Origin of the sequence: Stenotrophomonas rhizophila (genome assembly GCF_003751305.1) — a bacterium.
Lineage (GTDB): Bacteria > Pseudomonadota > Gammaproteobacteria > Xanthomonadales > Xanthomonadaceae > Stenotrophomonas > Stenotrophomonas rhizophila_B.
The window spans coordinates 1,733,853-1,747,975 of the sequence record NZ_RJKV01000001.1 but is presented as its reverse complement, the minus strand read 5'-3'; the positions used below and the strand labels follow the sequence as shown (position 1 = coordinate 1,747,975).

Below are 14,123 nucleotides of genomic sequence, written 5' to 3'. Positions count from 1 at the left end.
TCAACCGCAGTTGAGGCCGGAGACTGCGCACTCACTCCCCGACGACGCCTCCCCTATGTTGACCGATACCCCTGTTGCGCCTGCTGGCCTGTTTGGTTTCATCAATCCGTCCGGGCTGTACGACCCGACCGCGAACGGCTATTCCCACGTTGCCGTGGTGCGGCTGCCCGCCCGCGTGATCCACATCGCCGGGCAGGGCGGGGAGACCGCCGATGGCGCGTTGTCGCCGCGCTTCGAGGCGCAGGTCGTCCAGGCGCTGGACAACCTGAGCCTGGCGCTGGCGTCGGCCGGTGCCACCCTGGCCGACGTGGCCACGGTGACCGTGCTGGTGGTGGATCACGATCAGGACCGGCTCGGCATCCTCTCTGATCAGATCGGCCGCCGCTGGCCCTTGGGCCGTGCGCCGACCTGCACGCTCATCCCGGTGCCGCGGCTGGCGCTGGAGGGCATGCTGTTCGAGATCGCGGCGACGGCGTACACCGGCTGAGCGATCCGGGTCGGGCCTTCTCATGTGATATACGAAACATATATGATGTGTATATCACTTCAGAGGGCTCGCCCATGGGTATCGTCAACATCGACGACGAACTGCACGACAACCTGCGCCGCGCCAGCGGCGTCTCGGGCCGCTCGATCAATGCCCAGGCGGGGTTCTGGATCAAGATCGGCATGCTGTGTGAAATGAATCCGGGTATGAGCTACCAGGAGATCGTCAGCCGTGAACTGCGTGCCGCCGGGGTCGAACCGGGCGCGTTGCGGGTGGCCGAGGCATGATCAAGACCGCTGAAGAACAGGCACTGATGCGCGCCTCGGGACGCCTGCTGGCACAGGTGTTCGAAGCGCTGGACGAGCTGCCGCTGGAGGGCATGAGCACGCTGCAGGTGAACGATTGGGTCGAGCGTTTCATCGTCGATCAGCTGCACGCGCGCCCGGCGAGCAAGGGCCAGTACGGCTTTGCCTACGTGCTCAATTCCTCCATCGACAACGTGGTCTGCCATGGCGTGCCCTCATCGGGTGTGATCCTGCGCAGCGGCAGCATCGTCAATCTGGACATCACCCTGGAGAAGGACGGTTACATCGCCGACTCCAGCAAGACCTATCTGATCGGCGAGGTGGACTACGCGGCCAAGCGGCTGGTGCGTGTGACCCGCGAGGCGATGTGGAAGGGGATCGGCATGGTGCGCCCAGGGGCGACGCTGGGCGACATCGGTTTTGCGATCCAGCAGCATGCCAAGGCGCATGGCTACAGCGTGGTCCGCGAATTCTGCGGCCATGGCATCGGCCAGGAGATGCACGAAGAACCGCAGGTGCTGCATTTCGGGCGCCGCGGCGACGGGCTGGAGCTGGAGGAGGGCATGACCTTCACCATCGAGCCGATGATCAACCAGGGCCGCGCCGCCATCGACATGAGTGACGACGGCTGGACCGTGACCACCCGCGACGGGAAACTGTCGGCGCAGGCCGAGCATACTGTGCTGGTGACTGCCGATGGCGTCGACGTACTGACGTTGCGGGCAGACGAGCGCGTGGTGCGCTGACGCGGCCAACGGACCTGGCTCGGCGACCTCATTCGCTGCGCGTGGACACCAGTTTGAGGAATGCCTCGTTCTGATAGCGGCTCATGCGCAGCTGCTGGCCGGTGTCCATGGTCACCACGTGGTGACCGTTGAACCACGGATGGATCGCCTTGACCCGGCGCACGTTGACGATCGCCGAGCGATGCACGCGCGCGAAATGCCGCGGATCCAGCCGGGCAGCGAGGGTGGTCATGGTCTCACGCAGCTCGTGCATGCGGTCGACCAGGTGGATCTCGACCGTGTTGCGTGCCGCCTTGATCCAGACGATGTCCCCCACCGCCACCAGCACCACATGCTCATCGACCCGCACCGGGATGCGCTGCAGGTAGTCGTCGCGCTGGCGCAGTGCATCCAGCGCCTGCAGGATCTGCGCCGAGGCCTGTGCGCCCACGCCGCTCGCCGCCGACAGCCGCGCCTTCGCCCGCTGCAGCGTGGCGGCAAAGCGCTCCCGGCTGAACGGCTTGACCAGATAGTCCACGGCATTGGCCTCGAAGGCCTTCACTGCGTACTGCTCGTACGCGGTGACGAACACGGTGGCCGGCATTCGCGCCGCGCCGAGGGTGGCCACCACGTCCATGCCGTTGATCGCGGGCATCTGGATGTCCAGGAACACCAGGTCCGGTGAGTGGCTGCGGATCGCGCCGACCGCCGAGATGCCATCGCCGCATTCGCCGACGATGTCGATCTCGGGATCATCGCGCAGCAACCGCACGATCGCATGCCGGGCGATCGGCTCATCATCGACCACCAGTACGGTCAGGCTCATGCCGGCGCGATCCCCGGCGTTGTACCCGGGGTGAATTCGGGTGCCTCGTCGGCACTGCCCAGTTCACGGAACGGCACGCGGATGCGGCAGGCCACGCCCTCTGGCCAGAGCATGTCCAGCCGGACATCGGCGGCGTCGCCGTACAGTTCCTTCAGGCGCAGGCGTGTATTGGACATGCCGATGCCGTGCCCGGCCGATGCGGTCGGTTCGGCCGAAAGGGTGCTGTTGCGGTTGCGCACTTCGATGCACAGCGTGTCGCCATCGCGGCGGGCCTCGATCTCGATCGTGTCGCTGCCCACGCGCTGGCCGATGCCATGGCGCAGCGCGTTCTCCACCAGCGGCTGCAGGATCAGGCTGGGCACCGCGCAGTCCAGCGTGTCCGGAGCGATGTACGTGCGGGTGGTGAGCCGATCCTTGAAGCGGGTGCGCTGGATGCCCAGGTACAGCTCGATCAGGTCCAGTTCCTGGCGCAGGCTGATTTCCTGGCCGTCGTAGTCTTCCAGGAACGCGCGCAGCAGGTCGCTCAGGCGCAACAGCATGTCCTCTGCCGAGACCTTGTCCTCGTCGAGCAGGGTAATGATCGCGTGCAGGGTGTTGAACAGAAAGTGCGGCTGCAGCTGGGACTTCAGCGAGAGCAGACGCGACTGCGCCAGCTCGGTGGCCAGCTGGCTCGCCTCCAGTTCACGGCGGGCCTTCTCGGCGTGGAAATGGATGGCCTGCTGGATCGCGAACAGGGTCCAGTAGGTCAGCAGCCCGATGGCGAAGTGCTGCTCCAGGAAGTAGCCCAGCTGCTCGAAGAAACCGCTCGGCTCGAACAGGGTGGAAACCATCGCGCCCACGACCATGGCGATGAACGTCATGCCGACGCTGGCCACCACCTGTGCGCCGAGCCCGTACAGGCGCCCGCTGCCGCGTACCGGAAAGCGCTCGGCGAGGCGGAAGACCGTGGGCGCCAGGGCAGCCCAGGTGTACCACTGGATCAGCGACCAGCGCAGGAGATCCCAGAGGGGTTGTTGGCTGTTCGGCAGGCCGGCGTTGATGGAGGTCTGCAGAGCGAACACCACGGCCACCGCCGTCCACAGGGCGAGGTAGCGGGACAGGCGGATCCGGGTGCTGCCGAGGCGAATGTACATGGTCGATTCCGGGCCAGGCATCTCTGGCGACGCTCATCTTAGGCAGGCGGCGGGAGGGCGGGAAGCGCCATGACGGCCCATTACGATTGGCCTGGTCGTGGCGACGATTCGTCCCGGATCGGTTGGCCGATCCGGCCGGCGGGCGCGTGATGCGGGTGTCCATCACCTGCCTGGAGCACCGCCATGATCCTGATCCGCCCCCTTCTGCTCGTTTCGTTGCTGCTCGCCGGTGCCGCCCACGGCGGACAGGCGCGTTACTTGGGTCTGCTCAACCGGGCGCACGACAGCGTGGTGACCCTCGATGTCGCGCCAGCCGGCACGGAAGCGTTTGCGCCGCGGTCGATCAATATTCTTGCGGGTGGCGGCGGCAGCACCATGATCCGCCTGGCCGACGAAGGCTGCCGGTTCGACCTTCGCGTGGCGTTCCGCAACGGACGACGGGTGGTCTACCGCGATGTGGATGTGTGCAGGGGCGACACACTGGTCATCGCGCCGCTGAAGAAAACACCGGATGATCGTGCGGTTGCGCTGGAGCCACAGACGCCAACGCGTGGCCGATAGCAGGGGGGCGCGGCGAGTGCCGTTCGCCGTCCGCGCTTACGGACGCATACGCGGCATGCGCTGCTCCACCAGCGTCGCGACCCAGTCGATGAACACCCGCAGCTTGGCGCTGACATGCCGGTTCGGGGGGAACGCAAGGTGCAGCGGCATCGCATCGATGCGCCACTCCGGGAACAGCCGGACCAGCTCGCCCGCGGCCACATGCGGGGCGGCCATGTAGTCGGGGAGCCACAGCGCGCCCAGGCCCGCCACGCCCGCGGCGAGATACGCGTTGCCATCATCGACCGCGAGCAGGTGGTGCCCCTTCACGGTGACCTGTTCGTCGCCGCGCTGGAGGGTGTAGGGCAGAACCGTGCCACTGCGCGAGCGCAGGTAGCCGACCACGCGATGCGGGGCCTGCTCCAGGTCCTGCGGATGCGCGGGGATGCCCGCCTGCTGCAGGTAGGCGGGCGAGGCGTGGATGCCGGCCTGCAGATCGCCGATATGGCGGGCGACCAGCGATTGATCGGTGATCTGTCCACCGCGGATCACGCAGTCCACGTTCTCGTCGATCAGGTCCACGTGGCGATCGCTGACGCCCAGATCGAGCTGGATCTCCGGATAGCGGGCAAGGAAGTCGGGCAGGGCCGGCACCAGCACCAGCCGCGCGAATGGGGCGGGCACGTCCACCCGCAGGCGCCCGCGAGGCGCCGCCGCCGCAGTGGACAGGCTGGTTTCAGCGTCGTCGATGTCGGCCAGCAGCCGGATCACCCGTGCGTAGTAGGCCGCGCCATCGGCGGTGACATTCACCTGCCGGGTGGTGCGGTTCAACAGGCGCACCCGCAGCCGGGCCTCCAGGTGCTGTACCAGCTGGGTGACCGTCGTGCGGCTCATCTGCAGCGTTTCGGCGGCCTTGGTGAAGCTGCCGGTTTCCACCACCCTGGCGAAGGCCTGCATTGCGTCGAACCGGTCCATCTGCATTCCACGGGGGCTGATTGTTTGGATTCTACAAACAATGTTGCCGGGGCGGCCGCGTTTATCAGGTGCCCATGGCGGTCTACTGTGGCGTTTCATTCATGACGAGCCGTTCATCGGCCCAGGGCAGAGGTTGATCATGGCAACACGTGACGTCGTTTTCCCGCCGGGCCGCCAGGCCCTGTACGAGCGCAACCGCTACTCGCCGGCAGTACGGTCCAATGGCTTCCTGTTCGTGTCCGGGCAGGTTGGCAGCCGCGAGGATGGTTCGCCCGAGCCCGAGCTGGAGGCGCAGGTACGGCGTGCGTTCGACAACCTCAATGCGGTGCTTGGCGCGGCCGGGTGCACGTTCGATGATGTCGTCGACGTGACCGTGTTCCTGGTCAATCCCGAGCAGGTCTTCGAGCGGGTGTGGGCCGTCGTTCCGGAGTACTGGGGCGAGGCGCCGTATCCCACGCTCACCGGTATCGGCGTGACCTGGCTGTATGGATTCGACGTGGAGATCAAGGTGATCGCGAAGCTTCCGTAGCACGCCTTCACGCGATCACGGCTGCATTTTGCCGATAGTAAGCCGTCATCCTGCTTCCTGTTGCGGACCCACATGCCCCTGATTCCCGAGCGCGTGCAGCGCTGGCCCCGGCCGTGGCGCGTGGCGTTGCTGTCGCTGCTGGCGCTGTATGCGCTGTATCTGCTGGCGGGCAATGTGTTCCTCAATACGCCGCTGTTCGATGCGGTCACCAACCGCAAACCTGAAAAGTTCACCATGCAGACCGGGCCGGCGCTGACCCTGCTGCCCGGGCAGGCCGTGGTCTGGAACATCCGCATGCGCGGCCAGGCCAATCGCACGCAGTATGTGTTCCGTGCCGACCGGGCGAGTGCCTGGATCGATCTGCCGGCGCTGTTGCGCAAGGAAGTGCGCATTCCGCGCATTGATGCCACAGGGGTTGAAGCCGAGGTCGAGCGGGTTGAAAAGGCCATTCCCCCGCCGCCGCGGGGTGACCGTGGCTGGACGCTGCGGTTCGATGCGATCCACAGCGACACCATCCGCAGTGGTCGCTTCGGCAAGTTGCTGATCGTCGGTCAAGGGCGCGGCAATGTCGGTTTCCTCAAGCAGCTCAAGGGCGGGCCGTCGGAGCTGTTCGATTCCACGGCAGGCTTCGATGATGCCCAGGTCAGTTTCGACGGGGTCAACGTGCTGGACGATGCCCATATCGCCGCGCGCTTCCACTTCCCGCGGCACTATCGTGACGACGCGCCGGGACTGCAGAAACTTGGCATCACCTGGGCGCAGCTGCAGATCGATGCCCGCAGCCAAGGCCTGCGCATCGACACCGGTGGCCCGCACGTCAAAGTGGGCAGTGCGGTCTCCAATGCCCGCCTCACCGCGGACGTGACCCTGGAAGAGGGCGCGCTGCGACCGGGCAGCCGGCTGGTCTGGCGGCTGCCCCTGCATGCCGGCGTCCACGCCGATGACCGTGGCCTGCTGTCGCTGCAACTGGACGTGGCGCAGGACATGCGCGTCCAGGCCCGGCTCCCGCGTGACCCGGAAACGGGCAGCGAACTCAATGCCGATCTGCGCGTGACCGGCCGGAAGATTCCGTTCCAGGCGCCGGCCGAGCTGCTTCCACGGCTGTCTGGCAAAGTGCAGGGCGCCTGGCAGTTCCAGTCGCTCAACTGGATCAGCGATCTGTTCGTGAAAAAGCCGTGGTTCCACCTTGATGGCGGTGGGCTGCTCAAGGCAGACGTCATCCTCGCCGATGGTCAACTGGCGCCGGGCAGCACGGTGGATATCCCGCAGGTGGCTGCCGTGGCCGAGGTTGCAGGGGTCAGGATGCGCGGCGACGCCCACGCACAGGGCCGGATCGTGGAGGGCGAACCACCGCAGGCAGAACTGAAGGTGCAGATCCCGCGCTTCCAGGCTGCGCCCACCCATGCGCCGAAGTCGGTGCTGTTCGATGGGCGCCAGCTGGCGCTGACCCTGCGCGGCGATGCGCGGTTGAAGGAATTGAGTGATGGCATGCGGGCCCAGCTGCGCTTCACCGATGCGCGGGTGCCCGACCTCACCGCCTACAACCGTTATCTGGGCAACGATAACGTGCGCCTGCTCGGCGGTACCGGTCTGCTCAGCGGTGATGTGTCGTTGGATGCCTCCGGTCGGGTAGGCAAGGGCAGTGCCGATCTACGCGGCACCGGGGCCCGGCTCAGTGTGGCGGGCATCGCGATGCGCGGCGATGCGCAGCTGCGGGCGCGTCTGCAGCGTGCGGATTTCGACAGCCGCCAGTTTGATCTTGGTGGCACCACGGTGGACCTGCGCAACATCCACGTGGGTGATGAAAAAAGTGACGGGCGTTGGTGGGGCAAGGTGGCGATCCGCAGTGGCCACATCGATGCGGCCGCGCCGTTCCAGGTGGATGGCCTGGCCGACCTGCGCCTGCGCGATGCCGGTCCATTGCTCGGCGTGTTCGCCCAGCGCAGCGAATACCCGCGCTGGGTACTCGGGATGCTGGATTCCGGGGAGGTGCAGGCCAGTGGGCAGCTGCGCTGGCGCAGTGGCGAGCTGATCGTGGAGGATCTGCAGGCCGAGAACGAGCGGCTGTCCCTGCAGGCGCGGCTGGATCTGAGTCATGGCAAGCGCCGCGGCGATCTCTACCTGCGCTGGGGCGTGCTGGGGGCCGGCATCGAGCTGCAGGGCGAGCAGCGCAAGTGGCACCTTGCCGGCGCCCGCGACTGGTATGCCGAGCAGCCGCGGCTGCTGCCGGCCAAGCCGGCCGCCACGAAGCAGGGCAACGGCACGCCCTGAGGGAGTGATTGGCTCCCCTCGGTGGGCCCGGCTTGGTATCCTCGCCTCGCCCACTGTCTGGTGACAGCGTGCCTCTCGCCGTCATCGACCCGTCATCCCATGAGCAACAGCCCCCACCGCGTCCAAGGCCTCAACAACGATGAGGTGGCCGCCGATTGGCCCGCCATCACCGACCGGGAGATCACCTGGCTGCGTGAGCGGTTTCCGCAGCTGGGCGAAGCGAGCCAGGTGCTGTGGCACAGCCCGCGGCCGATGTCTGCCGCCGCCATTGTCGAGAGCGAACAGGGCAGGGTGTTCGTCAAGCGTCACCATGGCAGCGTACGCAGCGCGGCCGGGCTGACCGAAGAGCATCGCCTGCTCCAGCACCTCGCCGCTCAGGGCGTGCCCGTGGTCGAGGTATTGCATGATCGGGACGGCGCAACCGCGGTCGAACACGATGGCTGGACCTACGAGCTGCATACCGTGGGCCGTGGCCAGGACATCTACCGCGATGCGCCGTCCTGGACGTTGCTGACCGACGCCGCACAGGCGCGCGAGGCCGGCCGGATGCTGGCGCGACTGCATCATGCGTCCGCCAGCCATCACGCGCCCCAGCGCAACACCCATCTGCTGGTCGCGCGCGATGATCTGATCCGCGCCGCTGATCCCATCGCCACCCTTCAGGCCGGACTCGACGATCGTCCGGGCTTGGCGGCCTACCTCGCGCGCCAGGATTGGCAGGCCGATCTGCAGCGGGCGGTGCTGCCGTGGCACGCCGGATTGGCCAAACGGCTGCAGGCCGAACCCCGCCTCTGGGCGCATAACGACTGGCATGTGTCCAACCTGCTCTGGCGTCAGGACGGGGAGAGTTACGTGGTGGATACCGTGCTCGATGTCGGCCTGGCGTCACCGACCAGTGCCTTGTTCGACCTGGCCACCGCCATTGAACGCAACGCGGTGGCCTGGCTGGCGCTGGAGAGCGGCGAGGCGGCCGTGCGCGTGGATATCGCGCTGGCCCTGCTGGCCGGCTACCGCGAGATCGTGCCGCTGTCTGCCGAGCGCGTGCACCTGCTGGCCGATCTGCTTCCTATCGTCCAGCTCGACTTCGCGCTGTCGGAAGTGGAGTACTTCGAGGGCGTGACGCACTCGCCGGCCAATGCCGACGTGGCCTACCACACCTTCCTGCTCGGGCATACTGACTGGTTCAGCACCCCGGCAGGGCAGGGCCTGCTGAAGGCGCTGCATGCCGCTGCCTGAGGGCAGGCTCGCAAATCCGTACGGTTTGTAGTGAAATAGTCACAGAAGCGGGGGTGCCTGGCGAAACCAGGCTGAGAGAGTCCCTTGGAACCTGATCCGGTTTGCACCGGCGTAGGGAGCTTTGAGCAGCAGGCATACCGCCGTGATGGGTCGGTGGGCGTGCGTGCCTTCGCTTCGTCTCCCCCAGCTGATGACGAATCGAATGAACCGTTGCTTCCGCCCCACGCTGTTGTCCGCCGCCCTCTGCGCCGCGCTGCCTCTTCATGCCAACGATCTCGCGGACGCGCCCCAGCGCTCGCCGACCGAGCTCGCCGCCGTGCGCGTGCAGGCGCATCAGCCGGCAGCTACCACCACGCAGACCAGCAGTTTCGGCGCGGGTGACTGGAAGAGCACCCCGGCCTCGGTGAACGTCCTGGATCGCGATCTGCTGGACAGCCGCCAGGTGCGCACGTTGTCCGAACTGGCCAGCAACGATGCCTCGCTGGGCGACAGCTACGCGCCGGTCGGTTACTACCAGAACATCGCGATCCGCGGCTTCCCGCTGGATACCGGTACCGGCTACCGTTTCAACGGGCTGGCCATCACCGGCGAGCAGCGCCTGGCGCTGGAGAACATCCAGTCGGTGGAGATCCTCAAGGGTGAGGCGGGGCTCGCCGCGGGCGTCATGGCGCCCGGCGGCATCATCAATTACGTGGGCAAGCGCACGGCCGAGGTCCGCAACGTCACCCTCGGCACCGATTCGGAAGGCTCCCGCTACACCGCCGTGGATGTCGGCCACTGGCTGTCGCCTCGCTTCGGCGTGCGCTTCAATGCCGCATGGGAAGACACCGATTCCTACATCGACCATGCCGACGGCCGCCGCAACTTCTACTCGCTGGCCACCGACTGGCTGATCGGCGAACGCGGCAAGCTCGAGGTGGATGCCAACTACCAGACCAGCGCGCAGCGCTCAGCCTCGGGCTATCAGCTGCTGGGCGCCACCGAGTTGCCGCGCGGCGTGGACCGCAAGCACATGCTGGGCTATCAGGCCTGGCAGCGGCCGGTCGGCATCGACAGCACCAACCTCACTGCACTGCATACCTACGACTTCAGCCCGACGTGGCAATCGCGGGTGTCGGCCAGCTACAGCCGCTCGGTGATCGACGACAACGTCGCCTTCGCCTACGGCTGCTACTACGCCGCCGGCTGTGCCGATGGCGGCGTGCCGGGCAACTACTTCGCGCCCAACGGCGACTACGACATCTACGATTACCGCAGCCCGGACGACACCCGCCGCAACCTGGAATTCCGTGCCGAAGTGCGCGGCAGTTTCGCCACCGGCGATATCCGGCACGAGCTGAGTGTGGGTGCGGACCGTTTCGAGCGCACCGTGGACAAGCGACGCAATGTCAATGAGTACGTGGGCACCGCCAACATCCACGATGCGCAGGTGCCGCAGTTCGAACCGTCGCCGCTGATGCCGGGCCCCTCCGCGCGGCGTCTGGACAGCGCGCAGACCGCGGTGTTCGCACTGGACCGCATGAGCTTCGGCGAGTGGCAGTGGCTGGCCGGCGGGCGTTTTGTCCGCCTGGACGAGCGTGCCTACGACAAGCGTGGCAACCCCGAGCGCCACAGCCGCCTGTCGCGCTTCCTGCCGCAGACCGCGCTGGTCTGGAAGGCGACCGACGAGGTCAACGCGTATGTCAGCTACGTGCGGGGCATTTCGCTCGGCCAGGAAGCGCCGTTCTGGACCTCCAACGAAGGCACGTTCCTGCCCGCGGTGCTGTCGCGCCAGACCGAAGTGGGCGTCAAGTATGTGCGCAGCGATGCGCTGACGTTGGGTGCCGCTCTGTTCCGCACTTCGCAGCCGTTCCAGTACGCCAAGCCGGGCGGCAGTGATGCCGGCTACAGCTTCGTCCAGGAGGGGCAGCAGACCCATACCGGGCTGGAGCTCACCGCGCAGGGCCAGCTCACCGAGCGCCTGTCGCTGACCGCCAGCGCCAGTGTGCTGCGCGCCCGCGCCCGCGATGCCGGCACGCCGGACTACGAAGGCCACCAGCTGATCAACGTGCCCAGGACTCGCGCGACCGTGCATGCCGAATACCAGCTGCCGTTCGTGACCGGCCTGGGGCTGACCGGCGGCTGGCGTTACGCGGCCTCCAACGTGGCCACTGCCGATGGCCGCGCGAGCGCACCGGCGTACAGCGTGTTCGATGCCGGCCTGCGCTTCAGACATCAGGTGGGTGAGCATCCGGTGACCTGGAACCTCTCGGTGGACAACCTGTTCAACCGCTTCTACTGGCGTGACACCGGCAGCAGCTCGGGCGACTACTACCTGTTCCCGGGCGCACCGCGTCAGGCCCGGCTGTCGGTCACGTTCGCACTATGAACCCGGCACTCCTGGAATGGTCGGCCGCCATCGTCAGCATGCTTGGCGTGTGGCTGATGACGCGCCGGGTGACCCTCGCCTGGCCGGTCGGGCTGATTTCGGTCGCGCTGTATGCACTGGTCTTTGTCGACGCACGGCTGTACTCGGACACGTTGCTGCAGGTCGTGTTCGGTGGCTTCCTGGTCTACGGCTGGGTGCGCTGGCGTGGCCAAGTGGAGGACGATGGCCGGGTCGCGATCATGCCGCTGGCGCGGGCGGCCATGTGGCGTGACCTCGGCATCGGCGTCGCCTTCGGCATCGCGCTCGGCGCGGCGATGCACTTCCTCACCAATGCAGCGTTGCCGTGGCTGGATGCAATGCTGGCTGCGCTGAGCCTGGTCGCCCAGTGGTGGCAGGCGCGGCGTCACACGGCCGCATGGTGGCTGTGGATCCTGGTCGACGTCGTCTACGTCGGCATGTACATGGTCAAGTCACTGCACGTGACCGCGGTGCTGTATCTGGTGTTCGTCGGCCTGGCCGTGATGGGGTTGCGGGCATGGACGGTGGCGCGCAACGACGCGCTGCTCCACAACGCAGAAGGGCGGCGCGGTTAAGTCCGCGCCGCCCCTTCGTTGCTTCAGGTCTGCACTCGACCCGGCACGGTCAGAACCGCGCCGTGGCACCCACGAAGAAGGTGCGTGCACCGCCGTCGTAGTTGTTGCCTTCCTCGATGGTGGAGACATCGCCGAGGTTGAGCACGCCCGCGCGCACGGTCAGGTGCTCGTTGACGTCGTAGCCGGTGACCAGGTCCCAGGTGGTGTACGCCTTGGCGAACGTGGCGCTGGTGGAGGACACCAGCTGCTCGCCGATATGCTGCGCGCTCAGGTTGAGCGACCAGGCATCGGTCACCTGCCAGTCCAGCGAGGTATTGGCGGTCAGCTTGGGCACCACCAGCAGGCTGGCGCCGGTGGTGCGGTTCTTCGATTCCAGCATGCGCGTGGCGTTGGTGACCCAGTTCAGTCGCTCATGCAGGGGCACGGTGACACTGGCTTCGACACCGCGGGTGCGGGCCTTCTGGATGTTCTGCGCGACCGTCCACCAGAATCCGTTGACGAAGCTGGTCGTCTGGCCGGGGATGTCACGCAGCGGGACCTGCTGGATCTTGTCATCGAAGTCGGTCAGGAAGTAGGTGGCCGAGGCCGACCAGCCGTTCTTGTCGTAGCCGACGCCCAGCTCGTAGTTGGTGCTGGTTTCCGGTTCCAGGTTCGGATTGCCGGCCATGTAGCAGCCGGTGGTGCCATCGGCGCTGATCGAGCGGTTGGTCCAGCCTTCCACCGTCAACGCGGTGCAGCCGTTGCCACCGGACTGGGTCGCAGCGCCCGCGGTGCCCTGCTTCAGGGTGGGCGCGCGGAAGCCCTGCGAGACACCGCCGCGCACAGTCCAGTCATCGGACGGGTGCCAGACGCCGTAGACGCGCGGGCTCAGGTTGTCGTCGTAATTGTCGGTGTTGTCCCAACGCAGGCCCACGGTCAGGATGAAGCGCTCGTGCAGCGTGATGTGATCTTCGGCGAACAGCGCCCAGGAGTCGGCCTCACTGACCGGGCTGATCCGCCCGGTACCGGTCCAGGTGACCGGCACGGTGCCGATGGTGTCGCCGTTCTTCAACTCTTCGCGCTTCCACTGCCCGCCCACATTCAGGCTCTGCTCGAAGCCCCAATGGAAGCTGCGGGTGAACGCGGTATCGAACACCGTCTCCTTGGAGTGGTTGCCGACGGCGCTGCCCTTGTCTTCGTAATCGTTCTGCACCAGCGTCGTCTTGGAGGTGGCGGCATCGCCGTAGCGACCATCGTGCATGACCACGTAGCCGGTCTGCACCAGCTTGGACAGACCCCACGCACCGACCGCGCCGGCACCGCTGTTGCGCTGCTCGCCACGCGAGGCTTCAACGCCCACGGTGTGGTCATCGTTGACGCGCCAGTTCAGCAGGGCGTTGGCGTTCTCGGCCTTGTTGCCGGGCGTCTGGCGGCGGCCGGTATCCGATTCGCGGTTGGTGACATTGGCACCGACGCGCAGGCCCAGGTTCTCGGTCAGCGGACCACTGAACAGCGCGCCCATCTGGGTGGTATCGCCGCGGGTCGGGGAATCGGGCTTGCTGTAGTTGAAGGTGACCGAGCCGCCCCATTTGTCGGCGATCTTGCGGGTGATGATGTTGATCACCCCGCCCATCGCATCCGAGCCGTACAACGAGGACATCGGCCCGCGGACCACCTCGATGCGCTCGATCATGTCCGGCGAGAGCCAGTTCAGATCCTGCGGACCCAGGTCATCGCGGTAGTTCACGCCGGAGGAATTGCCCTGGCGGCGGCCGTCGATGAGGATCAGGGTGTACTGCTCGGGCAGGCCGCGCAGGCGGATCTTGGACTGCGCGCCTGACAGCGCGTAGCCGCCGGTCACGCCGGGAACGGTGCTCAGCAGTTGGCCGATGCTGCTGACCGGCTTGCGTTCGATCTCCTCGCGGGTGATCACGCTGATGCTGGCGGGGGCGTCCTTGATCCACTGCTGGGCGCCGGTGGCGGTGACGACGACCGTGTCCATCTGCTTGGCCGAGGCGGCATCTGCGGAGGCATCTGCGTGCGCTTGGCTCGCCAGGGCAAGGCCGATGGCGACAGTCAGGGTGGCAACGGAACGGCGGGAACGGGGAGAGGGGGGCAACATCGACGCAGTACTCCTGGGAAAAAGGGGTCCGCTG

13 protein-coding genes and 1 riboswitch are annotated in these 14,123 nt (G+C 66.8%); of the genes, 9 read left to right on the top strand and 4 right to left on the bottom strand.

Annotation, left to right across the window (positions count from 1 at the left end; all coding sequences use genetic code 11):
• Positions 1-55 precede the first annotated feature (55 nt).
• The 3 genes from EDF74_RS07860 to map all read left to right on the top strand — a co-directional run bounded on the left by EDF74_RS07860 (position 56) and on the right by map (position 1,538).
• Positions 56-487 (top strand): RidA family protein, encoded by a 432-nt coding sequence (locus tag EDF74_RS07860; RefSeq protein WP_123729533.1) that lies wholly within the window; start codon positions 56-58, stop codon positions 485-487.
• Positions 488-561: 74 nt separating this feature from the next.
• The gene (locus EDF74_RS07855; RefSeq protein ID WP_088433419.1) at positions 562-774 is read left to right on the top strand and encodes a ParD-like family protein; all 213 of its coding nucleotides are present in this window, start codon (positions 562-564) and stop codon (positions 772-774) included.
• A complete protein-coding gene (map, locus tag EDF74_RS07850; RefSeq protein WP_123729532.1) occupies positions 771-1,538 on the top strand; it encodes a type I methionyl aminopeptidase in 768 nt (255 codons plus the stop codon). Before EDF74_RS07855 ends, map begins: the two co-directional genes overlap by 4 nt.
• A 28-nt stretch (positions 1,539-1,566) precedes the next feature.
• On the opposite strand, the gene EDF74_RS07845 is transcribed toward map, so the two are convergent.
• Both EDF74_RS07845 and EDF74_RS07840 read right to left on the bottom strand, forming a co-directional pair.
• Positions 1,567-2,343 carry a LytR/AlgR family response regulator transcription factor gene (locus EDF74_RS07845; RefSeq protein WP_123729531.1) on the bottom strand — a complete coding sequence of 259 codons (777 nt, stop codon included), beginning with the start codon at positions 2,341-2,343 and terminating at the stop codon, positions 1,567-1,569.
• Entirely contained in the window at positions 2,340-3,476 is a 1,137-nt protein-coding gene (locus tag EDF74_RS07840) for a sensor histidine kinase (RefSeq protein ID WP_123729530.1), read from the bottom strand. The genes EDF74_RS07845 and EDF74_RS07840 overlap by 4 nt, the downstream gene beginning before the upstream one ends.
• A 183-nt stretch (positions 3,477-3,659) precedes the next feature.
• Between EDF74_RS07840 and EDF74_RS07835 the strand changes: the two genes are divergently transcribed.
• Positions 3,660-4,037 (top strand): hypothetical protein, encoded by a 378-nt coding sequence (locus EDF74_RS07835; RefSeq protein WP_123729529.1) that lies wholly within the window; start codon positions 3,660-3,662, stop codon positions 4,035-4,037.
• 36 nt (positions 4,038-4,073) lie between these two features.
• Here EDF74_RS07835 and EDF74_RS07830 read toward each other — a convergent pair whose 3' ends face one another.
• Positions 4,074-4,991: a LysR family transcriptional regulator gene (locus EDF74_RS07830; protein ID WP_123729763.1), complete on the bottom strand. Its 918-nt coding sequence runs from the start codon at positions 4,989-4,991 to the stop codon at positions 4,074-4,076.
• A gap of 139 nt (positions 4,992-5,130) precedes the next feature.
• On the opposite strand from EDF74_RS07830, the gene EDF74_RS07825 reads away from it, so the two are divergent.
• From EDF74_RS07825 to pnuC, 5 genes are all read left to right on the top strand, one after another.
• Positions 5,131-5,520 (top strand): RidA family protein, encoded by a 390-nt coding sequence (locus tag EDF74_RS07825; protein WP_123729528.1) that lies wholly within the window; start codon positions 5,131-5,133, stop codon positions 5,518-5,520.
• A gap of 72 nt (positions 5,521-5,592) precedes the next feature.
• Positions 5,593-7,791, top strand: a complete 2,199-nt coding sequence (locus EDF74_RS07820; RefSeq protein ID WP_123729527.1) for a hypothetical protein — start codon at positions 5,593-5,595, stop codon at positions 7,789-7,791.
• 99 nt (positions 7,792-7,890) lie between these two features.
• A complete protein-coding gene (locus EDF74_RS07815; RefSeq protein ID WP_123729526.1) occupies positions 7,891-9,027 on the top strand; it encodes a phosphotransferase enzyme family protein in 1,137 nt (378 codons plus the stop codon).
• A 39-nt stretch (positions 9,028-9,066) separates the two neighbouring features.
• Positions 9,067-9,162: riboswitch (TPP riboswitch) on the top strand.
• Between the two features lie 67 nt (positions 9,163-9,229).
• Positions 9,230-11,395: a TonB-dependent receptor gene (locus EDF74_RS07810; protein WP_123729525.1), complete on the top strand. Its 2,166-nt coding sequence runs from the start codon at positions 9,230-9,232 to the stop codon at positions 11,393-11,395.
• Entirely contained in the window at positions 11,392-11,988 is a 597-nt protein-coding gene (gene pnuC / locus EDF74_RS07805; RefSeq protein WP_123729524.1) for a nicotinamide riboside transporter PnuC, read from the top strand. Before EDF74_RS07810 ends, pnuC begins: the two co-directional genes overlap by 4 nt.
• Before the next feature lie 49 nt (positions 11,989-12,037).
• Here pnuC and EDF74_RS07800 read toward each other — a convergent pair whose 3' ends face one another.
• Positions 12,038-14,089: a TonB-dependent receptor domain-containing protein gene (locus EDF74_RS07800; RefSeq protein ID WP_184997129.1), complete on the bottom strand. Its 2,052-nt coding sequence runs from the start codon at positions 14,087-14,089 to the stop codon at positions 12,038-12,040.
• Positions 14,090-14,123: the final 34 nt, after the last annotated feature.